Source organism: Streptomyces sp. HUAS CB01, assembly GCF_030406905.1.
Classification (GTDB): domain Bacteria; phylum Actinomycetota; class Actinomycetes; order Streptomycetales; family Streptomycetaceae; genus Streptomyces; species Streptomyces chengbuensis.
On record NZ_CP129137.1, the window covers coordinates 5113417 to 5135629 of the forward strand.

General features: G+C 73.9%; 16 protein-coding genes. 9 read left to right on the plus strand and 7 right to left on the minus strand.

Annotated elements, in window-relative coordinates:
- Nucleotides 1-35: 35 nt before the first annotated feature.
- The 4 genes from QRN89_RS22745 to QRN89_RS22760 form a co-directional block, all read right to left on the minus strand.
- Complete coding sequence (locus QRN89_RS22745) at nt 36-305, minus strand: hypothetical protein (RefSeq protein ID WP_290353820.1); 270 nt, start codon at nt 303-305, stop codon at nt 36-38.
- A gap of 184 nt (nt 306-489) precedes the next feature.
- Nucleotides 490-717 carry a DUF3107 domain-containing protein gene (locus QRN89_RS22750; RefSeq protein WP_290351232.1) on the minus strand — a complete coding sequence of 76 codons (228 nt, stop codon included), beginning with the start codon at nt 715-717 and terminating at the stop codon, nt 490-492.
- 130 nt (nt 718-847) lie between these two features.
- Nucleotides 848-1501: a TetR/AcrR family transcriptional regulator gene (locus QRN89_RS22755; protein WP_290351234.1), complete on the minus strand. Its 654-nt coding sequence runs from the start codon at nt 1499-1501 to the stop codon at nt 848-850.
- Nucleotides 1502-1664: 163 nt separating this feature from the next.
- Entirely contained in the window at nt 1665-1907 is a 243-nt protein-coding gene (locus QRN89_RS22760) for an Rv3202a family protein (protein WP_290351236.1), read from the minus strand.
- A gap of 140 nt (nt 1908-2047) precedes the next feature.
- Between QRN89_RS22760 and QRN89_RS22765 the strand changes: the two genes are divergently transcribed.
- From QRN89_RS22765 to moeZ, 7 genes are all read left to right on the plus strand, one after another.
- Nucleotides 2048-3007 (plus strand): alpha/beta fold hydrolase, encoded by a 960-nt coding sequence (locus tag QRN89_RS22765; RefSeq protein WP_290351237.1) that lies wholly within the window; start codon nt 2048-2050, stop codon nt 3005-3007.
- Nucleotides 3008-3015: 8 nt separating this feature from the next.
- Nucleotides 3016-4350 carry a DUF3152 domain-containing protein gene (locus QRN89_RS22770; protein WP_290351238.1) on the plus strand — a complete coding sequence of 445 codons (1335 nt, stop codon included), beginning with the start codon at nt 3016-3018 and terminating at the stop codon, nt 4348-4350.
- A gap of 308 nt (nt 4351-4658) precedes the next feature.
- Nucleotides 4659-6320: a DUF3492 domain-containing protein gene (locus QRN89_RS22775; protein WP_290351239.1), complete on the plus strand. Its 1662-nt coding sequence runs from the start codon at nt 4659-4661 to the stop codon at nt 6318-6320.
- Nucleotides 6313-7554 (plus strand): hypothetical protein, encoded by a 1242-nt coding sequence (locus QRN89_RS22780; RefSeq protein WP_290351240.1) that lies wholly within the window; start codon nt 6313-6315, stop codon nt 7552-7554. Before QRN89_RS22775 ends, QRN89_RS22780 begins: the two co-directional genes overlap by 8 nt.
- Nucleotides 7555-7692: 138 nt before the next feature.
- Complete coding sequence (locus tag QRN89_RS22785) at nt 7693-8664, plus strand: NAD-dependent epimerase/dehydratase (protein WP_269728490.1); 972 nt, start codon at nt 7693-7695, stop codon at nt 8662-8664.
- Entirely contained in the window at nt 8652-9407 is a 756-nt protein-coding gene (locus QRN89_RS22790) for a spherulation-specific family 4 protein (protein ID WP_290351241.1), read from the plus strand. The genes QRN89_RS22785 and QRN89_RS22790 overlap by 13 nt, the downstream gene beginning before the upstream one ends.
- 66 nt (nt 9408-9473) lie before the next feature.
- On the plus strand, nt 9474-10652 hold the full coding sequence (gene moeZ / locus QRN89_RS22795; protein ID WP_290351242.1) for an adenylyltransferase/sulfurtransferase MoeZ: 1179 nt from the start codon (nt 9474-9476) through the stop codon (nt 10650-10652).
- A gap of 456 nt (nt 10653-11108) precedes the next feature.
- On the opposite strand, the gene QRN89_RS22800 is transcribed toward moeZ, so the two are convergent.
- The 3 genes from QRN89_RS22800 to QRN89_RS22810 all read right to left on the minus strand — a co-directional run bounded on the left by QRN89_RS22800 (nt 11109) and on the right by QRN89_RS22810 (nt 17517).
- A complete protein-coding gene (locus QRN89_RS22800) occupies nt 11109-12650 on the minus strand; it encodes an alpha/beta hydrolase (protein WP_435833263.1) in 1542 nt (513 codons plus the stop codon).
- A 115-nt stretch (nt 12651-12765) separates the two neighbouring features.
- On the minus strand, nt 12766-14520 hold the full coding sequence (locus QRN89_RS22805) for an alpha/beta hydrolase (protein WP_290351243.1): 1755 nt from the start codon (nt 14518-14520) through the stop codon (nt 12766-12768).
- A 90-nt stretch (nt 14521-14610) separates the two neighbouring features.
- The gene (locus QRN89_RS22810; protein WP_290351244.1) at nt 14611-17517 is read right to left on the minus strand and encodes a lysylphosphatidylglycerol synthase domain-containing protein; all 2907 of its coding nucleotides are present in this window, start codon (nt 17515-17517) and stop codon (nt 14611-14613) included.
- Between the two features lie 206 nt (nt 17518-17723).
- Between QRN89_RS22810 and QRN89_RS22815 the strand changes: the two genes are divergently transcribed.
- Together QRN89_RS22815 and QRN89_RS22820 are read left to right on the plus strand one after the other, a co-directional pair.
- Nucleotides 17724-18095: an MGMT family protein gene (locus QRN89_RS22815; RefSeq protein ID WP_290351245.1), complete on the plus strand. Its 372-nt coding sequence runs from the start codon at nt 17724-17726 to the stop codon at nt 18093-18095.
- 290 nt (nt 18096-18385) lie between these two features.
- The gene (locus QRN89_RS22820; RefSeq protein ID WP_290351246.1) at nt 18386-22069 is read left to right on the plus strand and encodes a UvrD-helicase domain-containing protein; all 3684 of its coding nucleotides are present in this window, start codon (nt 18386-18388) and stop codon (nt 22067-22069) included.
- Nucleotides 22070-22213 lie beyond the last annotated feature (144 nt).

Genomic DNA, 22213 nt, shown 5'->3' on the forward strand with positions numbered 1-22213 from the left:
GGCGCCGGGCGGGCCGCAGGGCCGGGCGGCGCGCGTCAGACGGTGGCTGATCGGCGCAGCCGCCGCGTCGCCGGCCGGATCAGCAGCGACAGCGTGACGGCGGCGACGAACACGGCGCCGAGGAGGGTGCCCAGCAGATGGCCGGAACCGAGTGCCGTGTGCGTCAGGTACGCGCCGAACAGGGCACCGAGCGTGCCCGCCGGGTACACCACGCGCCGTGCGGGGAGCCGGTCCGGAAGCCGTCGCAGGGCCGCCCAGGACAGCGCGAGTCCGAGCAGGACGGAGCCGAGAGCCTCCAGGATCACCACGGATCACCTCACGGACGGCGGGGGCGGATCGGGTCGTAGCCCGTCCTACCCGGACCGACCGGAAAACAACCCTCGACTCCACCCGATCACCGCTGGACACACCGGCCGTGCCGGGGTAGCGGGCGGACATACGGAAGGGCCCGGCGGGCGATGCCCGCCGGGCCCTTCCGGCAGTCGGTGCCTAGAGCGCGCCGAAACCCACGCGGCGCGTGGTCGGCTCGCCGATCTCGACGTAGGCGACGCGGTCGGCCGGTACCAGCACCTTGCGTCCCTTGTCGTCGGTCAGGCTGAGCAGCTGCGCCTTGCCGGCCAGAGCGTCGGCGACCGCCTGCTCGACCTCCTCGGCGGTCTGACCGCTCTCCAGAACGATCTCCCGGGGCGCGTGCTGCACGCCGATCTTGACCTCCACGGCTATGTCCCTCCGAACGGTCAGCGATGCGCGGTCAGCCGCGCCGTACGCAGCACACATTAGCCCGGTGAGGCGACGTCACACGGCTCAGCCGTGCACGCCCGCAGCGAACAGCGGCGCGGCCGGGCCGTCACTGGCCGTCGCCGAGGCCCTCGGCCGAGTGCAGCGGGAAGCCCGCGATACCGCGCCAGGCCAGCGAGGTCAGCAGCTGCACCGCCGTGTCGCGCGGGATGCCCGAGCTGCTGGAGAGCCAGTACCGGGCGACCACCTGCGAGACGCCGCCGAGCCCCACGGCCAGCAGCATGGACTCGTCCTGCGACAGTCCGGTGTCCTCGGCGATCACCTCGGAGATGGCCTCCGCGCACTGCAGCGACACGCGCTCCACGCGCTCGCGCACGGCGGGCTCGTTCGTGAGGTCGGACTCGAAGACCAGCCGGAACGCGCCGCCCTCGTCCTCGACGTACGCGAAGTACGCGTCCATCGTGGCCGCGACGCGCTGCTTGTTGTCCGTCGTCGAGGCCAGGGCGCCGCGCACGGCCTGCAGCAGCGACTCGCAGTGCTGGTCCAGCAGCGCCAGGTAGAGCTCCAGCTTCCCGGGGAAGTGCTGGTAGAGCACCGGCTTGCTGACGCCGGCGCGCTCCGCGATGTCGTCCATCGCCGCGGAGTGGTACCCCTGGGCGACGAAGACCTCCTGGGCCGCGCCCAGGAGCTGGTTGCGTCGGGCACGGCGCGGCAGGCGCGTGCCTCGCGGGCGCGCCGCCTCTGTCTGCTCGATGGCTGTCACGCCGCCTCCCACGTTCGATGTCACAAGCACAGTGTTCCGTGCGTGCGCTCTGCGCTCGCGCCCGCCATCGTACTTTTCGGTAACCGTGGTGTGCGCGGTGCGGGCGCAGAATTTCACGTACCGGACGCCCGCGGTAGGTGGTGGCCCCAAGAATCCGAACAGATCAGCGGTAGTCGTCCTCGTCGAGGGCCACCACCCTGGCCTGCTCCTGGGCGTCCGCCTCGTTCGCCTTCGCCGGGTCGATGCCCGTCAGCGGCTCGTCGCCGACCGGTCGCACCTCCGTGTGCTGCTCGGCGGCGTCCGCCTCGGGCGTCTCCTCGTCGAGCTCCTCCAGCTCCTCGAATTCGTTCGGCGTCCCCTGGTCGTCCTCCGTGAAGGTTCCCGGGTCCGTCGGGTCGGCAGCCATCTGGATCCCTTTCCTCTGGGGCGGTCAGCCAGGAGCGAGTACCCCGTAATCGAGCCTATGAGCATGCTCGGCCGGACGCTATGCGGTGTGTGACGCCGAACACAGGTTCCGTCGCGTGATCGTCTCGTAACATTGCCCCCATGTCTTCGACCGAGCTGCCGGGAACCCGCGCCGCCGAGCAGGCTCAGCGGATCCGTTCCGTGCGGGTGGCCGAGGGGGAGGAGCTGCGCTCCGTGGCGCTCCCGGGCCTGACGCTCACGGTGCGCGCCCGTCCGCCCGCCCGGACCGGGCTGCCCCCGGCGCTCTTCGTCCACGGTCTGGGCGGCTCGTCGCAGAACTGGACGACGCTGATGGCGGCGCTGGAGGACACGGTGGACGGCGAGGCCGTCGACCTGCCGGGCTTCGGGAACTCCCCGCCGCCCGACGACGGCAACTACTCGATCACGGCCCACGCCCGTGCGGTGATCCGGCTGCTCGACGCGGGCGGACGCGGCCCCGTCCATCTGGTGGGGAACTCGCTGGGCGGCGCGGTCGTCACCCGGGTCGCGGCCGTCCGCCCCGATCTCGTGACCACCCTCACCCTCGTCTCGCCCGCCCTGCCGGAGCTCCGGGCCCAGCGCAGCGCCTGGCCCACCGCGGCACTCGGCCTGCCCGGCGTCGCCCCGCTGTTCCAGCGGCTGACGCGCGGCTGGACGGCCGAGATGCGGGTCCGCGGCGTGCTGTCCCTCTGTTACGGGGACCCGGGCCGGGTGACCGACGAGGCCCTCCTCCACGCCGTGGAGGAGATGGAGCGCCGGCTGGAACTGCCGTACTTCTGGGACGCCATGGCCCGCTCGGCGCGCGGTCTGGTCGACGCGTACACGCTGGGAGGCCAGCACGGTCTGTGGCGCCAGGCGCAGCGGGTGCTCGCACCGACGCTGCTGGTCTACGGCTGCCGGGACCAACTGGTCTCGTACCGCATGGCGCGTCGGGCGAACGCCGCGTTCCGCGACTCGCGGCTGCTGACCCTCCCGGACGCGGGCCACGTCGCCATGATGGAGTATCCGGAGACGGTCGCAGAGGCCGTACGGCAACTGCTCGACGACAGCACGAGGAGCTGATCCGGGGCGTGGGACGACACAGCCGCAAGGGCCCCGCACCCAAGGCCGCCGACACCAGGGGCACTTCCGGCGCCGCGGGCTCACCCGCCGTTCCCGGCAGCGGCCGGCGCAGGCGGCAGGGCGGCCCGCCGGAGCACTCGGGCCCCGCGGCCGACGGCACACCGGCGCACGGCGTACCGCAGGTGCGCGGCGGTCACCCCCAGCAGTACGAGGCGGGCGGCGGCTGGGGCGGCCAGCCCCCGGCCGGCGGACGGTACGGCGACTGGCAGGGCGTCCCGCGCGGCCACACCGCCGCCACCACCGGCCGGCACCCGGGCGCGTCGTCCACCGCCACGACCGGACAGTTCCCGGCCGTCCCGCCGGGTGCCCGGCAGCGGCCGCCGATCGGTGCGGGGGCCCGTATCCCGGGCCCGCGCCGGGAGTTCGTCGAGGCCTTCGACCAGCCGCCGCCCTCCGACGAGCGCGAGCAGGGCGCGGGGACCGCACCCGACGACGGCGGCGGCGACGACGGGACCCCCGCCAAACACGCCCGCGGCCGTACCGTCACGGGTGTCGCGGCCGCCGCGGTGACGACCGTTCTCGCGGTCGTGGTCGCCGGGCAGGTCACCGACACCGGGCCCGCGTCCACCGCCACCCAGGCGGCCGAGGGCGCCGAGCGGATCACGGAGGACGGCGCGTCGCGCTCCGACCAGCGCGTGGTGCCGCCGCAGCGGGCGGCACCGGCGGCCCCCGCCGCACCGCCCACGTACGCGCAGTTGATGACCCGGCAGTTCCCGCTCGATCCCGGGCTCAAGGGGTCGGGGAAGTTCGAGGCGGTCCCGGGCCTGGACCGGGCGCCCGGCAAGGGCCGGAAGGTCCGCTACCGGGTCGACATCGAGCAGGGACTCGGCCTCGACGGGAAGCTGTTCGCGGAAGCCGTCCAGAAGACCCTCAACGACGACCGCAGCTGGGCGCACGGCGGTGCCATGACCTTCGAGCGGATCTCCTCGGGGGAACCCGAGTTCGTCATCACGCTGGCGAGTCCGGGCACCACCGGGACCTGGTGCGCCAAGTCGGGCCTCGACACCGTCTCCGGCAACGTCTCCTGCGACTCCGCCTCCACGGATCGCGTGATGATCAACGCGTACCGCTGGGCCCAGGGTTCGGAGACGTACGGGGCCAAGGCGATGCTGGCCTACCGCCAGATGCTGATCAACCACGAGGTCGGCCACCGTCTCGGCCACGACCATGTGAACTGCCGCACGCCGGGCGCCCTCGCTCCCGTGATGCAGCAGCAGACGAAGTCGCTGGACATCGACGGGATCAAGTGCCGCCCCAACCCCTGGGCGCATCCGGGGGATTGACCCGCGGGCCGTGCAGTGGCCGGCTCGCCGCGGCGTATCCCTCCGCGGCACGTCCGCGGATCGAGACGGTCGTCTCGGCGCGCGCCGCGGCGCACGGAGGGAACTGGCCTCGGTCTGACGGAACGTGATGGAAACCGCTTGTAGCGCGACCGAACGCTACGAGACGGGGAAAGTTACGTGCATTCACCCCTTCCGGTGGCGCGATGGACAACCGTCCGTCGCGCCACCGGCGTATCCGCATAGCTTTTTCCCGCTGCGGGCCGCCGGACCGAAGGTGGCCGCCCACACAGGAGATCGGGGGTGCACTCGTGCGGATCGGGCTGCTCACGGATGGTGGTTATCCGTATGCGACGGGTCAGTCCAGGCTCTGGTGCGACCGGCTCGTGCGCGGGCTGACCCAGCACGACTTCGACGTGTACGCGCTCAGCCGCTCGGCCCACCAGGAGGAGCAGGGCTGGGTGGAACTGCCGCGCCACGTGCAGCGGGTGCGGACGGCGCCCCTCTGGGCGCCGGAGGACGACGGGCGCACCTACGGCCGCCGTGAACGGCGCGCGTTCGCCGCCCACTTCGCCTCCCTCGCCGCCGCCGTGTGCTCCGGCGGCGACCCGGAGGCCTTCGCCGACGGGCTGTACGGGCTCGCCGGGCTCGCCCGGGAGCGCGGCGGACTGTACGCCGCGCTGCGCTCCGAACTCGCCGTGCGCACACTGGAGTCCGCCTGCCGCGCCCCCGGCGCGCGCCAGGCCGTGCACACCGCTGCGGTCCCCGACTACCTCGCCTTCACCGACGAGCTCGAGCGTGCGCTGCGCCCGCTCTCGCTCGACTGGTACGGGGACGACTCCCTCGGCGCGGTCGACCTCTGCCACGCCGCGTCCGGCGGCACGGCGGCCCTGCCCGGACTTCTGGCCAAACGCTTCTTCGGGGTACCGCTGCTGGTCACCGAGTACGGGGTGCAGCTGCGCGCGCACTACCTCGCGGCCCACGACGCGCCCCTCGCGGCGCCCGTGCGCTCCCTGCTCGCGGCCTTCCACGGGTGCCTCGCCTCGGAGGTCTACCGGCAGGCGTCCGTCATCACCCCGGGGAACACCCACGCCAGACGCTGGCAGGAGAAGTGCGGCGCCGACCCGGCCCGGCTGCGCACGGTCTACCCCGGCATGGACGCCGAGCGCTTCACCGCGGTGGGGGAGGGGGACGACTCCGGCGACCCGCACACCCTCGTCTGGGTCGGCAGGATCGAGCCCGCCAAGGACCTCATCGCGCTGCTCCACGCCTTCGCGGAGGTGCGCAAGGAGGAGCCCGGGGCGCGGCTGCGGATTCTCGGTGCCCCCGTGACCGGCCCCGAGTCCGGTGCCTATCTCGCACACTGCAGGGCCCTGGCCGCACAGCTCTTCCCCGACGAGGCCGCGGACGCGCACGCCGTCGGCGACAACCCCGTCTCCTTCGAGGAGATAGGCGGTCCGGAGGCCCCGGATCTCGCCGACGCCTACGCCGCCGGAGCGGTGATCGTCCTGTCCAGCGTCGTCGAGGGCTTCCCGATCAGCCTGGTGGAGGCGATGTTCTGCGGCCGGGCGACCGTGTCCACCGACGTCGGCGCCGTCGTCGAGGTCATCGGCGGCACGGGGCTCGTGGTCCCTCCGCGCAACCCCCGGGCGCTCGCGGACGCCTGTCTGGCCCTGCTGCGCGACCCCGAGCGCCGCGAACGGCTCGGCGCGGCGGCCCGCGCCCGGGCGCTCGAACTCTTCACCGTCGAGCAGAACCTCGCCGCGTTCCGCGGCATCTACCTGGAGCTCATCTCCCACAGCCCGGTCCACCGCGACGCGGACGCCGTCGACGGCGACGGCGAACCCGTTCCCTTCGCCACCCCGGCGGAGGCCCATGTCCCCGGTCACTGGACCGGCCGCCGCACCCGCCCCCGCTGGGCGGACCCCGCATCCATCACCACCGCGGCCGCACCAGGAGGGCCCGATGTCTGACCCCACCGCCCCCGTCCCGGCCGGCAGAACCATCACCGCGCGGCAACCCGAGCCGGAGCGAGGCCCGGTCGTCGCCGTGGCCGCCGCACCTCGGCGGGCCGCCGGTGCCGTCGCCCGCACGACCCGTTCGGCGGAACCGGCGGGGAAGGAGCAGGCCGCAGGAGGGGCCGACGGAGCCGTCCGTGCCAGGACCGGCCGCCGCGGGCCCGCCGACCCCGTGAAGGCCCTCATGCACCGCCACCGCGAACTGTGCGAACGGGCCGTCGATCCGCTGGAGATCGCCGCCGGCCTGGAGGCCCACGGCGTCACCGACCGGACCGCCGCCCGCTTCCGGCACCGCGACGTCTTCTCCCTCGCCGAGGAGCTCTACGCCCGTGTGCCGCGCGGCGAGGAGACCCCGCCACTCGCGGAGGACGAGGACGCCGTCGCGCGCCCCGCACATCCGCTGTCCGCGATGACGCCGGGCGCGGTGGCCGTCCTCACGGCGGCCGGCCTCCGGCTCACCGACGGCGGAGTCCGGATCGGGGTGGGCGCGGCCGGGGCCGTCGGGCTGGCCGTGACGCTGGCCTGGAGCCTGCGGCGCGGCCCTCTGCGCGCCCCCGGGCGCACGGTGCCCGTCGCACGCTTCCTGGTGTGCTGGCTCGTGGCGTACGCGCTCCTCGGCGACGGGCTGCTGACCACCCTCGTCGCCGGTGGGCCCGACGGGCCCTGGCCGCTCGCGCCCGGCCCGCTCGTGGGCCTGGCCCTCGCCGTGGCGCCCGCCGCCTGGACCGCACGGCTGTTCTCCGCCCAGGCGCGGCGCCGGCTGGGCGGCAGCCGAGGGCTCGAGGAGTTCGCCGCGGGCACACGCCCCCTGCTGCTCGGCGGCGTCGCCCTCCACACCGGCTGCCTCATCGCCCTGCTCGTCCTCACGTCCCTGGTGCTGCCCGTGGCGCTCGCCCCGGCCGTCGCCCTCGGACTGCTGCTCTTCCTCGCCCGGCTGCTGACCGTGCACGGCTTCCCGCACGCGGCCGCGACCGGCCTCGGCCTCGCCTGTGCCGGTGAGGGGCTGGCACTGGCCACGGTCCTCGGCGGCCGCCTCCCCGGCTGCGGCTTCCTCGCCCGGCCCGTCGAGGCCGTAGTGGGCACCTGGGGTGTCGCCGCGGTGCCCGCCCTCGTGTGCGGCGCCGCCGCCCTCGGGCTGCTGGTCCATGCGACCGCCGCCCTCTCCCGGGCCTCGGCCCACACCACATGACCCCGCACGCACCCCCCACGCACTCCCGCGGAGCCGACGCCGCGGGCGAATCCCACCCCTGCACCATCCCCCGAGGAGACAGACGACAATGACCCCGCACCACCCAGCACCGGCCCGTCGGCCCCGAGGAGCCGCGCGATGAGGGTGCTGCTGCTTGGAGCAAACGGATTCCTCGGCCGGTTCGTCGCCGATCGGCTGCTGGCCGACCCGGCGGTGCATCTGACCGCGCTGGGGCGCGGCGACGACGCCGACGTACGGTTCGACCTCGCGGGCGGCAGCCCGGGGGCGCTGACCCGGTTCCTGGACGCCGTCCACCCGGGAGTCGTGATCAACTGCGCGGGTGCCACCCGCGGGGGCGCCCGCGACCTCACCCGGCACAACACCGTGGCCGTCGCCACCGTCTGCGAGGCCATGCGCCGCAGCGGCTGCGACGCCCGGCTCGTCCAGCTCGGCTGCGCCTCCGAGTACGGGCCCTCGCAGCCCGGTTCCTCGACCGCCGAGGACGCCGTGCCGCGGCCCGGCGGCCCGTACGGGGTGTCGAAGCTCGCCGCGACCGAGCTGGTCCTCGGGTCCGGACTGGACGCCGTCGTCCTGCGGGTCTTCTCGCCCGTCGGCCCCGGCACCCCGGCCGGCTCACCGCTCGGCCGGCTGGCCGAGGCCATGCGCCGGGCCATGCAGGCCGGTGACGGGGAGCTCAAGCTCAGCGGGCTCGGCGTCCAGCGCGACTTCGTCGATGTGCGGGACGTGGCGCGCGCCGTGCACGCCGCCTCGCTCTCCGCCGCGCAGGGTGTCGTCAACATCGGCACCGGCCGTGCGGTGCGGCTGCGCGACGCCGCAGCCGTGCTCGCCCGGGTCGCCGGGTACGCGGGCGCGCTGCACGAGCTGGACGGCCCGCCGCACCGCCCCGGTCACCCCGTCATCGGCGCCCCCCGGGGCCCCGAGTCCGTCCCGGAACAGCTGGGTGCCACGCCCTACCCCTACCCCGACGGCTGCGGCAGCTGGCAGCAGGCGGACGTACGAACCGCCCGCGACCGGCTGGGCTGGCGGCCGCGGATCAACCTGGAGGAGTCCCTCGCGGACATCTGGATGGAGGCGGCATGCCGCATCTGATCAGCACGGACCGCGCACTCTCCGCCACGGGCGCCGACCGGCTCGGTTTCGGTGTCCCGGGCTATGCCCACCCCTTGGTCGCCCCGGTCGAATGGGCCGAGCTGACCAGACCGGGCACCCCGCTGCACTGGGCCGTCCTGAACGTCTCGGACGGCCCGGGCAGCAGACCCGACCCGCACTGCCTGGAGGCTGCGGGCAAACTCACCAACGCCGGAGTCCGGGTGCTGGGCCGCATCGACCTCGGCCACGGCACCCGGACGTTCGGAGAGATCGTCTCCGACGCCCATCGCTACCTCGACTGGTACAAGGTCGGCGGGTTCCTGCTGGACCGCTGCCCGGTCGAGGAGTCGGACCTGCCCCCGGTGCGCCGGGCGACGGCCACGCTGCAGACCGTTCTCGACGGCGGGCACATCGTCCTGGGCCACGGCGAGCACCCCCATCCCGGCTATGCGGAGGTGGCCGACCAGCTCGTCACCTTCTCGGGGGCCTGGACCGACTACCGCTGGTCGCAGGTGGCGGAGTGGACGGCCGACCATCCGCCCGAGCGCTTCGTGCACTTCGTGCACGGGGTGCCCCGGACGCATCTGGACGAGGCGATGAGGATCGCCCGCTGGCAGGGCGCGGGAACGATCTTCTTCACCGACCGTTCGGACTCGGGGCGGGGGCAGAACGGGGCATTCCACTCGTTGCCCGGCTACTGGGACGAAATTGTCTCGCGGATTGGACCGGGTGTCTCGGAATGAGAAGGCGCGTGGCACTGTTACAGCCAGAACAACCGTACTGACGCAACCACCAACGACGGAGTCCCCGTGTCGCTGCCACCCCTGGTCGAGCCGGCTGCCGAGCTCACCGTAGACGAGGTCCGCAGGTACTCCCGCCACCTGATCATCCCGGATGTCGGGATGGACGGGCAGAAGCGGCTGAAGAACGCCAAGGTGCTCTGTGTGGGCGCCGGTGGCCTCGGCTCGCCGGCGCTGATGTACCTGGCGGCGGCCGGTGTCGGCACCCTCGGCATCGTGGAGTTCGACGAGGTCGACGAGTCGAACCTGCAGCGTCAGATCATCCACAGCCAGTCGGACATCGGCCGCTCCAAGGCCGAGTCCGCGCGGGACAGCGTCAAGGGCATCAACCCGTATGTGAACGTGGTCCTTCACGAAGAGCGGCTCGAGGCCGAGAACGTGATGGACATCTTCAGCCAGTACGACCTCATCGTCGACGGCACGGACAACTTCGCCACCCGGTACCTGGTGAACGACGCGTGCGTGCTGCTCGACAAGCCGTACGTCTGGGGGTCGATCTACCGCTTCGACGGCCAGGCCTCGGTGTTCTGGTCCGAGCACGGTCCCTGCTACCGCTGCCTCTACCCAGAGCCCCCGCCGCCCGGCATGGTGCCCTCCTGCGCGGAGGGCGGCGTGCTGGGCGTGCTCTGCGCGTCCATCGGCTCCATCCAGGTCAACGAGGCCATCAAGCTGCTTGCGGGCATCGGCGAGCCGCTGGTCGGCCGGCTGATGATCTACGACGCCCTGGAGATGCAGTACCGCCAGGTGAAGGTCCGCAAGGACCCGAACTGCGCTGTCTGCGGCGAGAACCCGACCGTCACCGAGCTCATCGACTACGAGGCCTTCTGCGGCGTCGTGTCCGAGGAGGCCCAGGAGGCGGCGCTCGGCTCCACGATCACTCCGAAGCAGCTCAAGGAGTGGATCGACGAAGGCGAGAACATCGACATCATCGACGTCCGCGAGCCGAACGAGTACGAGATCGTCTCGATCCCCGGCGCGCGTCTCATCCCGAAGAACGAGTTCCTGATGGGCAACGCCCTCCAGGACCTGCCGCAGGACAGGAAGATCGTCCTGCACTGCAAGACGGGCGTCCGCAGTGCGGAAGTCCTCGCGGTGCTCAAGTCCGCCGGCTTCGCCGACGCCGTGCACGTGGGCGGAGGCGTGATCGGCTGGGTCAACCAGATCGAGCCGGAGAAGCCGGTCTACTAGCCGGGTTGCGAAAGTCCTCCTGGCGCGCGACGCCTGGCACGCTCGCTGCGTTGTCGGAGTCATCCAGGTTCGTTCAGTACGAGGATGATCCTCCGTCTTGCGATCGCACGCACCAGACGCCGCAGACCCCGCCCTGCGGGCGGAACTTTCGCAACACGGCCTGGACCCGAGCTCCGGAGCAGGGGCCGGCCCGGAAGGGCCGGCCCTTCCGCATGCGTCGACCGGGTGCACGGGCTACCGGCGACGGTGCGTGTGCGGGCGAGCGCGCAGGGCCGACCCCGTCTCGCGTGCGGGCGGTGCCGGACCCCTGTGCGTGGTCCTGGCGGCACTGGCTCGCTCGCGCGTGCCCCGGCGGTACCGGGCCCCTGTGCCTGCCCCGGCCGGCGCGCGGGGTGCGAAGGGCGCGCCCGGAGCGGGCCCGGGGCGGGAGGACGTGCCCGGCGCGGGGCCGGGGGCCTAGCCGCAGGTCCTGCCGTCCTCCGGGACCTCGCCGTCCAGCAGATAGCCGTCCACGATCCCCGTCACGCACCCGTTCGACGGGGTGTAGCCGCCATGGCCCTCGCCCTTGTTGGTGAGCAGGATGCCGACGCCCTCGCCCAGTTCGTCCGCCATCCGCCGAGCACCCTCGTAGGGCGTCGCCGGGTCGCCGGTCGTGCCCACGACCAGGATCGGGCCCGCGCCCTTCGCGCTCGTCTCCGGTGTCTCGTGCTCACCGGGGACCGGCCAGTCCGCACACCACCCCGCCGTGTCCCAGGCCAGGAACGGGCCGAACACGGGGGATATCCGCTCGAACTCCGGCAGCAGGGCCTTCGCCTCGGCCGGTGCCGGACGCTGCTTGGCGTCCACGCACGAGATCGCGCGCTGCGAGTGGCTCTGCGTGCCGTAACTGCCGTCCGGTTCACGGTCGTTGTAGGAGTCGGCCAGGGCCAGCAGCTTCGTCCCGCGGCCGCGCTCCTCCGCCTCCTCCAGGGCCGCCGTGAGATCGGGCCACATGCTCTGCGCGTACAGGGGCAGCACGATCCCGGTGAGCGCGAGGCTCTGGTTCAGCTCGCGGCCGTCGCTCGCCGGCAGCGGCTTCCTGTCGATCCGCTCCAGCAGCGCCGCTATCCGTGCGGTGCCCCGCTTCGGGTCCTCGCCCCTGCTCGCGAGGTAGTTGTCCAGGGCGCGCTGGAAGCCGGTCGTCTGGTTGCGGGCGTGTCCCACCGCGTCCGCCGTCGGGTCGACCACGGCGTCGAGCACCGTCCGTCCCACGTTCTTCGGGAAGAGATGGGCGTATGTCCCGCCGAGCTGGGTGCCGTACGAGATGCCGAAGTAGTTGAGCTTGCGGTCGCCCAGGACATGACGGACGAGATCCATGTCCCGTGCGGCGTTCGCCGTGCCCACATGGGCGAGGAGCTCCCCCGCGCGGCGCTGGCAGCCCTGGCCGAAGTCCCTGGCGTCCGCGAAATAGGCCGCTTCCTCGGCGGCGGTGTCGGGAGTGAGGTCGACGCGGTCGGCGGCCTCCTCCGTGCGCGCGTCGTCACGGCAGACGACGCCCGAGCTCTCCGACACCCCGCGGGGATCGAAACCGACCAGGTCGTACCGGGAGTTGAGCTTCTCGTACTCCACGGACGCACGGGGCAGCAGATCGATGCCGGACACCCCGGGGCCGCCGAAGTTGAACAGCAGTGAGCCCAGGCGTCGGTCCTCGTCCCGCGCCGGGCGGCGGATCAGCGCGACCGAGATCGTCCTGCCCTCCGGGGCGCCGTAGTCGAGCGGGACCTTCACCGACGCGCAGGTCCAGCCCTCCGCGTCCGCGCAGGACCGCCACCGCGGACGCTGCTCCGTGAGCGCGGCGGGAAGCCCCTGGGCGGCGTCGCCCTGCTTCACCGGGAGGGAGGCCGCGGGCCGGCCCTTGCCGTCCGCCTCTCCGCCACCACCCGCGTCACAGGCCGCGAGCGCCCCGCCGGCAAGCGCCAGCGCCACGGCCGCCGCGGCCGACCTCGTACGCAAAGACATCACTGCCCCCCGTGCATCGCCCTGTCCCGTCCACTGCTGCGCCATCCTAGGCGCCGTCACTGACAGTGACGGTGGGAACCCGTGCCGGGCCGGCGGGGGCGCATCCGGCCGCCCGTCAGCGGCAGACGGTGCCGGAGGCCGGGACCTTCCCGTCCAGCAGGTACTGGTCCACCGCACTCGCCACGCACTTGCTGCCGCTGTTGTAGGCGCCGTGGCCCTCGCCCTCGTACGTCAGCTCGACCCCCACGCCCTTGCCGAGCGCCTGGACCATGGCCCGGGCGCCCTCGTACGGGGTCGCCGGGTCGCCGGTGTTGCCGATGACGAGGATGGGGGCCGCGCCGGTGGCGCTGACGTCGGGTGTCTCCCACTGTCCGGGCACCGGCCAGTGGTTGCAGCCCATCAGGCCCCAGCCGAGGTAGTCGCCGAAGATCGGCGAGGCCTCGCGGAACTCGGGGAGCCGCGCCTTCGTCTGCTCCATCGAGTACCGCTCCTTGAAGTCCACGCAGTTGATGGCCGCGTTGGCCGCCTGGAGGTTGCTGTACTGCCCCTCCCTGTTGCGGCCGTTCATCGCGTCGGACAGCGCGAGCAGCAGCGAGCCGTCGCCCCCGTCCGCCTCGTCGAGCCCCTGCTCCAGCAGCGGCCAGTACTCCTTGGAGTAGAGGGCCTGGGCGATGCCGTTGGTCGCCTGGGTCTGGGTGAGCTCGCGGTCGCCGATGCCGGGGATCGGCTTCTTCTCCAGCCGGTTCTGGAGGTCGATCACGAACTGCTGGATCTCCTCCGGCGTGCTGCCCGGGAGCTGGCAGGCGTCCCCCCGCGCGACGCAGTCCTTCGCGAAGTTGGTGAACGCCAGCTGGAAGCCCCTGGCCTGGCCGAGGGAGCCCTCCACCGCGGTGCTGGTCGGGTCGACGACGGCGTCGAAGACCGCCCGTCCGACGTTCTCCGGGAAGAGGTGGGCGTAGACGCCGCCGAGCTCCGTCCCGTAGGAGATGCCGAAGTAGTGGAGCTTGTCGTCGCCGAGGACCTGGCGCATCAGGTCCATGTCCCGTGCGGCGTTGGCGGTGCCGACGTGGGGGAGGTCCGGACCGGAGTTCTCCTCGCACGCGGAGTCGTACCGGTTCAGGTTGTCGCTGTACGTCTTCTCCTCGGCACTGTCGTCCGGGGTGGCGTCCTGGGCGTAGTACTGGTCCAGCTCCGGGTCGTCGAGGCATTCGACGGGCTGGCTGCGGCCGACGCCCCGTGGGTCGAAGCTCACCAGGTCGTAGCGGGCGCGCAGCCGCTCGAAGTCCTGTGCCGCAGCGGGCAGCGTGCTGACGCCGGAGCCGCCGGGGCCGCCGAAGTTGAAGATCAGCGAACCGATCCGGCCGGCCTGGTCACGGGCCTTCGCCCGGATGAGGGCCAGTTCGATGGTCTCGCCGTCCGGCTTCGCCCAGTCGCGCGGGACCTCCATGAAGGAGCACTCCCACGTGGTGCCGCCGGGCAGCGGCGACGGAGCGGCGCCGCCGCCCTCGGCCTCCGAGGGGGCCGGACAGGGCTTCCAGTCGAGGCTCTGGCTGCCGAGGTCCCGGTCGCGCTGCTCCCCGCTGCCGTTCCCGCCGCCGCCGTCGCCGTCGGAGCAGCCGGCGGTGACGAGGAGCAGGGTGGCGGTCGCGGCGGCGAGCAGGGTGCCGGCACGCCGTGCGGCGCCGCTGTGGCGGCCGGGGACCTCGGTGCGGAAGGTCCCGGACGCGGGGGGCCCGGCACCGTCCCGTACGGCGTCGTCCGTACCGGGCGCCGGGCCGTGCCCCTCCGGCGGGCCGGGGGCGTCGCTGTCCCGGCCGTCGCCGCCGGGGTCGGGGCCGGCGCCGGGGCGGCCGGTGGGGGAGGTCGGCATGACCCCATCCTGCGGCCCCGCGCGGAGCTCCGCCTGTCGGCGGCGGCCGCCCGACGGGGCCGCGGTCCGGTCCCGCCCGGTCCGTACGACCTACAGGGCGCCCTTACGGGTGAGGTGGTTGAAGGACAGCCACCCCGGCAGCACCGGCAGCCAGAGCGTCATCAGCCGGTAGAGCAGCACGGCCGGGGTCGCGACCTCCGGCGGCAGCCCCACGGCGATCAGGCCCAGGGTCAGCGCGCCCTCGACGGCGCCCACGCCACCCGGTGTCGGGGCCGCGGATCCCAGGGCGTTTCCGGCGAGGAAGACGACGGCGATGCTGGCGTAGCTGAGCTGCTGGTCGCCGTTGTCGAAGGCCCGGATGGAGGCGTCCAGGCACATCACGAAGAAGCCGGTGAGCAGCAGCATGCCGCCGATGCCGGTGATCAGTTTCCCGGGTCGCTGGAGCACGTCCAGCATCCGCGGGACGACGCCGGCGAACAGGGACCGCAGCCGCGTCGCCACGAACTTCCGCAGGAAGGGGATCGCCGTCACCACCAGCACCAGCACCGCCACGGTCAGCAGCCCGGCGATGACCGTCCTCGACGGCGTGAGCGACGACGTCTTCTCCGTGCCGGTCAGGTAGCCGAAGGCCAGCAGCAGGAGGATGTGCGCGCCGAGACCGAAGAGCTGCGAGGCGCCGACGCTCGCCACCGCGAGCCCCGGGCGGACCCCGGAGCGCTGGAGGAAGCGGGTGTTCAGGGCGACACCGCCGACGGCGGCCGGTGCGACGATCTTCACGAACGAGCCGGCGACCTGCGCGACGACCGTCCGCAGGAACGGCACCCGCTCCGGCACGAACCCCAGCAGGCTCATCGCGGCGGCCACATAGCTCAGCGCCGAGAACAGGACCGCGGCGGCGACCCAGCCCCAGTGCGCCCGGCTGACCACGGTGAGGTTGGTCTGCGTGAGCTGCGACAGCAGGAAGTACGCGGCGATGGCGCCGGCGATCAGACTCACCAGCGTGCGCGGCCGGATCCGCTCCAGCCGGGCCGGCTCCACCGGCGCCTGGGGGCGGATCAGCAGCACCTGGTGGCGGATCTGGGCGAGCAGGTCCTCCTCGCGGGCCTCGTCGAGCGCCTCGTCCATGGCCCGCTTCTCGGCCTGCTTCTCGGCGCGCAGCGATTTGCGGACCGTCTTCCTGTCGTCCTCGGCCGCACTGGTGCCCTGCTCGGTCCTGGCCTGCCGGGCCGACTCGGCCGTGGCCAGCACCGCCTCCCGCTCGGCCTGTGCCCGCTCCCGGGCGAGGCGCCGCAGGGTGGCCCTGGTGGAGCGGCTGAGCGCGATGGGCTGCAGCAGCGGCAGGCAGTCCGCGACCGCGTCGGGCCCCAGCACCTCGACGGCCGCGGCGACCGCACGCTCGGCACCGACGCGCAGGCCCAGCGTCGTGAGCAACTGCGCGATGTCCATGCGCAGCACCACGTCGCCGGCGGCGATCTCGCCGCCGCGCAGGTCGGTCAGCACCACCCTGCCGGAACGATCCACCAGAATGGCGTCGCCCGTGAGCCTGCGGTGGGCGATACGGCGCGACTGCAGCGCCCGTACCTGCCGGAACGCGCCGTGGACCACCTCGTCGGTGATCTCCTCGTCCGGGATGGAGTCGAGGGAACGGCCGCCGAGGTGCTCGTAGACGAGCATGACCGCGTCCGGGCCGAGTTCGGACGTGGCGATCAGCCTGGGTGCGTTGGCCCCGGCGGCGATGGCGGCGTAGGCGAGGAGTGCCTCCTGCTCCAGGGCCTGCCGCAGCGACTGGTTGGAGCGGCGGGTGGTGATGCCCCGCAGCGTCAGCCGGCGCCAGACCCGGTAGAAGTAGCCGTGCGCCTGCTGCTCGCGGTCGACGACGGTGACGTCGAGCGGAGGCCCGTCCTCCAGGGTGACGAGGTAGCGCCGCCCGCGGTCGCCCTGGTCTGCGGAGTCGGGTACGTCCTCGGCGCGCATGGCCGTGACCGGGCGGAAGCCCACGTGCCGCAGTCCCGCCAGCAGGGTCTGGCCGGTCGGCCGCACGTTCGGGGATCCGACCGCGTAGAGCGTGCCGTACGCGACGGTCCAGCCGATCAGCACGGTCAGGATGATCGAGAACGGTGTGGTGTAGCCGGCCACGAGCATCGCGAAGGCGTCGAGCAGCAGCACGCCCCACAACGCGACGCGCCAGCGCGGCCTCCGTGCCATGCCGACCGCCGTCATGTACGCGATCACGGGCGCGAGATAGCCGTGGACCGGGTCGGTGAGCCCGCCGCCCGAGGCGGGCTGGGTCAGCGCGTCCTGGATCTGGCCGGGCGCGGCCTTGGCGACCCAGAGGTCGGTGGCGAGCGTCACCCCGTGGGCGAGGACGGCTGCGAGCACACCGTCCGCGATGCGCAGCCCGTCCCGTTTGATCAGCCGCTCGATCGCGAAGGCGACGGGGACGAGGAGCACGGCGATGCTCGACATCAGCCCTGCGAGCTTCACCAGGAGGTCGGGAGCCTGGCCGGTGCCCTTGGAGATGTCCGATTCGAGTCCGGTGGTCGTGCCGTGGGCGAAGGCGGCCAGGCCCAGGACGACGACGACCGCGAGGATGCCCGCGAGCAGCCGCGTCAGGTCGGAGGGGCGGTGGACACGTGCGGGCAGGAGGGGCTCGTCGCCGGAGAGGCGGTCGATGTGGGCCACGTCGTCGCCGTCAGCGCAGCCGCCGTCCGTGCGTCGCCGCTCGTGCTCGGCCGCCCGGCGCCCGGAGTCCGCCGCGGAGCGGGCGGAGGCGGTGGGCCGTGCGTGCCCTCCGCGCCCTCGGGCCTGGTCGGCCGGGGCGGGGCTCACGGAGGCGGCAGGGGAGGGCGCGGCGGCCGGTGCGCCCTCGCGGCCCTGGTCCCGGGCGGGCTGCGTGGGGGGTTCCGGGCTGGGTTCGCGGGGGTGGTCCTGGTGCGGTCCGGCGGTTTCGGAGCGCGACTCGGAGCCGGAGGTGCTCGCCGCCGCGGGAGGCTGCACGCCCAGCTCCTTCGTCGTGTCGGTCTCTTCTTGATCTCGTATCACCAGTCACCGCCCGGACGATGGTGGCATGGCGAACCGACGGAGGGTGGCATCAGGGTGCGACGCGAAGGTGCGTGCTGGGGTACTTGCCCCTCTTTGCATTGATATATGCGAGGGACGGCGCTCCCGGCCCGCTGTCGGTGGCATGGGGCAAGATGGGCCGGATGAGCGATGAGGTGCCGGAACTGCCGGAGTACGCGGAGCGGGTGCTCGAGGTGGCCGAGCACATCCCGCCCGGCCGGGTCATGACGTACGGGGACGTCGCCGAATGGCTCGGCGAGGGCGGGCCGCGCCAGGTCGGCCGGGTGATGGCGCTCTACGGAGGGGTGGGTCCCTGGTGGCGTGTGGTGCGCTCCGACGGCGCCCTGCTGGCCGGCCACGAGCTGCGGGCACTGCAGCACTACCGCACGGAGGGCACCCCGCTGCGGCAGGCGCCGCCGGGCGCGGAGGGCCATGTGCCGCGCCTGGACATGCGGCGCGCCCGCTGGGACGGCGGTGCCGCGGCAGACGGGGCGGGCGAAGGGGCTCACATCTGACAGCTTCCGCCATTCGGCGGCGCGATGAGACGTCCGGAGCTCGCGGTCGGTGTCCGTGCGGGTCGCGAGCGTTCCGTCGGCGGCGGTCCCGAGCGTTCCGTCGGCGGGGGTCCCGAGCGGTCCGTCTGCGGCAGGGGCGCCCGCGGGCGTAGCGTCGTCCCCACAGCCGGTGGCGCACGCGCCGCCGGCCACCTCTTCCACCGGCCCCCAGGTCCGTCCGCCCCGCCCGTGCTCCCGCACCGGGCCCGTCGTCACCACCGTCAGCACACCCACCAGGACCGGCGATCCACGTGAGTTCCTCCTCCTCCACCGGGCGTACACCGCACCGTCGGGTACGGCAGGGGTTCCCCCCGGGCCCGCAAGGGCGCAAGGGGAGGCCCCCGGGCGCGTACCGACTGGTGCGTACCTCGCCGGGCCCGGTGGATCCCCCTCTCCTGGACGCCTCGCAGCGCGCGGTGGTTGACCACGAGCGCGGGCCACTGCTCGTGCTCGCGGGACCGGGCACGGGAAAGACGACGACCCTCGTCGAGGCCGTCGCCTCCCGGATCGAGCGCGGCGCGGACCCCGAGCGGCTGCTGGTGCTCACCTTCAGTCGGAAGGCCGCGGTCGAACTGCGCGACCGGATGGCCGTGCGGCTCGGCGGCGCACGAGCGCCGCAGGCCACGACCTTCCACTCCTTCTGCTACGCGCTCGTGCGGGCCCACCAGGACGCGGACCTGTTCGCCGAACCGTTGCGCCTGCTGTCCGGGCCCGAGCAGGACGTGGCCGTCCGCGACCTGCTGGCCGGACAGCTCGACCTGGAACGGGAAGGCCGGGCCGGTGCGCGCTGGCCGGCCGAGCTGCGGGCGTGCCTGACCACCCGCGGCTTCGCCGACGAGGTGCGTGCCGTCCTCGCCCGCAGCCGGGAACTCGGCCTCGGCCCGGACGCGCTGGCGGCCTTCGCCCGGCGCACCGGACGACCCGACTGGGGCGCCGCCGCGGCCTTCCTCGCCGAGTACCTGGACGTCCTGGATCTGCAGGGCGTCCTCGACTACGCCGAACTCGTCCACCGGGCGTCGCTGCTCGCCGAGCGGCCGGGGACCGGCGAGCAGATCGCCCAGCGGTACGACGCCGTCTTCGTCGACGAGTACCAGGACACGGACCCGGCCCAGGTCCGGCTGCTGCGAGCGCTGGAGGGGGCAGGCCGCACCCTGGTGGCGTTCGGCGACCCCGACCAGTCCATCTACGCCTTCCGGGGCGCGGACGTGAACGGCATCCTCGACTTCCCCGCGGTCTTCCGCCGCAGCGACGGCCGGCCGGCCGGCGTCGCGGTCCTGACGGCGTCCCGCCGTTCCGGGGCCGCCCTGCTGTCGGCGACCCGTCTGCTCACCCAGCGGATGCCGCTGCCCCGGCTGCCCTCGGACAAGGTCCGCGCCCACCGCGAGCTGACCGCGGCCCGTGCGGGCGGCCGCGTCGAGGTGTACACCTACCCGACCGCCTCCACGGAACTCGACAACGTCGCCGACATCCTGCGGCGCGCGCACCTGGAGGAGGGCGTGCCGTGGAACGACATGGCGGTCCTCGTCCGCGCGGGCAACCGCAGTCTCCCGGCGACGAGGCGTGCGCTCACCATGGCCGGTGTGCCGGTCGAGACGGACGGCGACGACATCCCCCTGCGTCACGAGGCCGCGGTGACGCCCCTCCTGACCGCCCTGCGGACCGCCGCGAGGCCGCTTGCGACGGGGGACCCCGACGCGGGTGGGACCGGCGGCGACGGTGACGGTTCCGGCGGCGCTGCCGTGGGCGGAGGCCGGGACGGGGAAGACCCGGCCGATGAAGGCCGGGGCGTCGGCGGTGCCGCGGACGAGGGGCGGGAGGAGGAAGACCGGCGGGTCGGCGGCCGCCACGACGACGGTGACGGTGCGTACGAGGGCGGCCGTGACGACGCCGACCGGGGAGCGGACGGCGGCCGGTACGCCGGCGGGGCCCCCGCCTCCCCCTCCGGCCCGGGCTCGGACGAGGCCACCGGCCCGGACGGGCGCACCGGCGCGGACGAGGCCACCGCCCCGGACGCCGGTTCCGCTCCCGCTCCCGGCTCCGGATCCGCGCGTCAGGACGAGCCCTCCATCGACCCCGACACCGCCGCCACCCTCCTCACCTCCCCCCTCGGCGGCATGGACACCGCCGATCTCCGCCGCCTCGGCCGCGCCCTCCGTGACGAGGAGCGGGCGGCGGGCAACCGTGTGCCGCCCCCCTCCGACGTGCTCATCGCCCGCGCCCTCGCCGAGCCGGAGCGGCTGACCGCGCACGACCCCGCCTACGCCCGGGCCGCCCAGCGGCTCGGCGTCCTGCTGCGCAAGGCCCGTGAGCTGCTCGACGGCGGCGGCACCGCCGAGGAGGCCCTCTGGGAGCTGTGGACCGGCACGCCCTGGCCGCAGCGCCTGGAGCGGGCCGCCCTGCGCGGCGGCCCGGCCGGCCGCAACGCCGACCGCGACCTCGACGCCGTCTGCGCGCTGTTCGAGACCGCTGCCCGCGCCGAGGAGCGCACCGGCGGACGTGGTGCCCTGAACTTCCTGGACGAGGTCGAGGCCCAGGACATCGCCGCCGACACGCTCGCCCGCCGGCCCGAACGCCCCGCGGCGGTCCGACTCATGACCGCCCACCGGGCCAAGGGTCTCGAATGGGGGCTCGTCGTGGTCGCCGGCGTGCAGGAGGGCCTCTGGCCGGACCTGCGCCGCCGCGGCTCCCTCCTGGAGGCCGACCGGATCGGCCGCGACGGACTCGCCGAGCCGCTCACCCCCGGCGCCCTGCTCGCCGAGGAACGCCGGCTGTTCTACGTGGCCGCCACCCGCGCCAGGGACCGTCTCGTGGTCACCGCCGTCAAGGCCCCTTCCGACGACGGCGACCAGCCCTCGCGCTTCCTCACCGAGCTGGGCGTCGAACCGCGCGACATCACCGGCCGGCCGCGCCGGCCGCTCGCCGTCGCCCCGCTGGTGGCCGAGCTCAGGGCCACGACCGTCGACCCCGAGGCCTCCGACGCGCTCCGCGACGCCGCCGCACGACGGCTGGCCCGGCTCGCCGCGCTCACGGACGACGAGGGCCAGCCGCTGGTGCCCGCAGCACACCCGTACCGCTGGTGGGGACTTCAGGACCCGACGCACAGCGGGGTGCCCCTCCGCGACCGCGACCACCCCGTCACCCTGTCCGGCAGCGCCCTGGACCAGCTCGCGAACACCTGTGCCCTCCAGTGGTTCCTGGGGCGCGAGGTCAGGGCGGACGCCCCGGCCACCGCCGCGCAGGGCTTCGGCAACGTCGTCCACGTCCTCGCCGACGAGGTCGCCTCCGGCCGTACCCCCGCCGACCTCGCCGTCCTCATGGAACGCCTCGACTCCGTGTGGGACGCCCTCGCCTTCGACGCACCCTGGAAGTCCGCCCAGGAGAAGGAGCACGCGCGCGCGGCGCTCGAACGCTTTCTGCGCTGGCACGTCATGGACCGGGGCGGCCGTACCCCCGTCGCCACCGAGCACGACTTCGACGTCACCCTCGGAGCCGGTCCGTACGAGGTGCGCATCCGGGGCTCCATGGACCGCGTCGAGCAGGACGAGCAGGGACGGGCGTACGTCGTCGACTTCAAGACCGGCAAGCAGACCCCGACGAAGGACGAGGTCGCCCACCACCCCCAGCTCGCCGTCTACCAGCTCGCCGTCCGCGAGGGCGCCGTCGACGACGTCTTCGACGGCCGGCGCCCCGCGCCCGGTGGCGCCGAACTCGTGCAGCTGCGCCAGGCCGCCCCCAAGAAGGAGGGCGGGGACTCCCTCCCGCGCGTCCAGTCACAGGAACCGCTCTCCGGCGAATGGGTCGGGGACCTGCTCGCCACCGCCGCCGGCCGGGTCCTCGACGAACGCTTCACCCCCAGCACCGGCTCCCAGTGCGAGCACTGCGCCTTCCGCTCCTCGTGCAGCGCCCGGCCCGAAGGACGCCACATCGTCGAATGACGGCGGGAGACCCCGTGGCCACGAGGCGGCGTCCGCCGGGGTACGCACGCCCGCCGGAGCCCACCGCGCGGTCGCGGGGGGATCGCGGACGACCCCGGGAGCCCACCCGCGCGGGACCACCGGCGGCCGGCACTGTCGGTGGTC

Excerpts from the sequence above, each read along its gene's own strand:
- QRN89_RS22760 (WP_290351236.1), bottom strand. The coding sequence starts at position 1,907 with ATGGCTGCCGACCCGACGGACCCGGGAACCTTCACGGAGGACGACCAG.
- QRN89_RS22765 (WP_290351237.1), top strand. The coding sequence starts at position 2,048 with ATGTCTTCGACCGAGCTGCCGGGAACCCGCGCCGCCGAGCAGGCTCAG.
- QRN89_RS22780 (WP_290351240.1), top strand. The coding sequence starts at position 6,313 with ATGTCTGACCCCACCGCCCCCGTCCCGGCCGGCAGAACCATCACCGCG.
- QRN89_RS22785 (WP_269728490.1), top strand. The coding sequence starts at position 7,693 with ATGAGGGTGCTGCTGCTTGGAGCAAACGGATTCCTCGGCCGGTTCGTC.
- QRN89_RS22790 (WP_290351241.1), top strand. The coding sequence starts at position 8,652 with ATGCCGCATCTGATCAGCACGGACCGCGCACTCTCCGCCACGGGCGCC.
- QRN89_RS22800 (WP_435833263.1), bottom strand. The coding sequence starts at position 12,650 with ATGTCTTTGCGTACGAGGTCGGCCGCGGCGGCCGTGGCGCTGGCGCTT.
- QRN89_RS22805 (WP_290351243.1), bottom strand. The coding sequence starts at position 14,520 with ATGCCGACCTCCCCCACCGGCCGCCCCGGCGCCGGCCCCGACCCCGGC.
- QRN89_RS22815 (WP_290351245.1), top strand. The coding sequence starts at position 17,724 with ATGAGCGATGAGGTGCCGGAACTGCCGGAGTACGCGGAGCGGGTGCTC.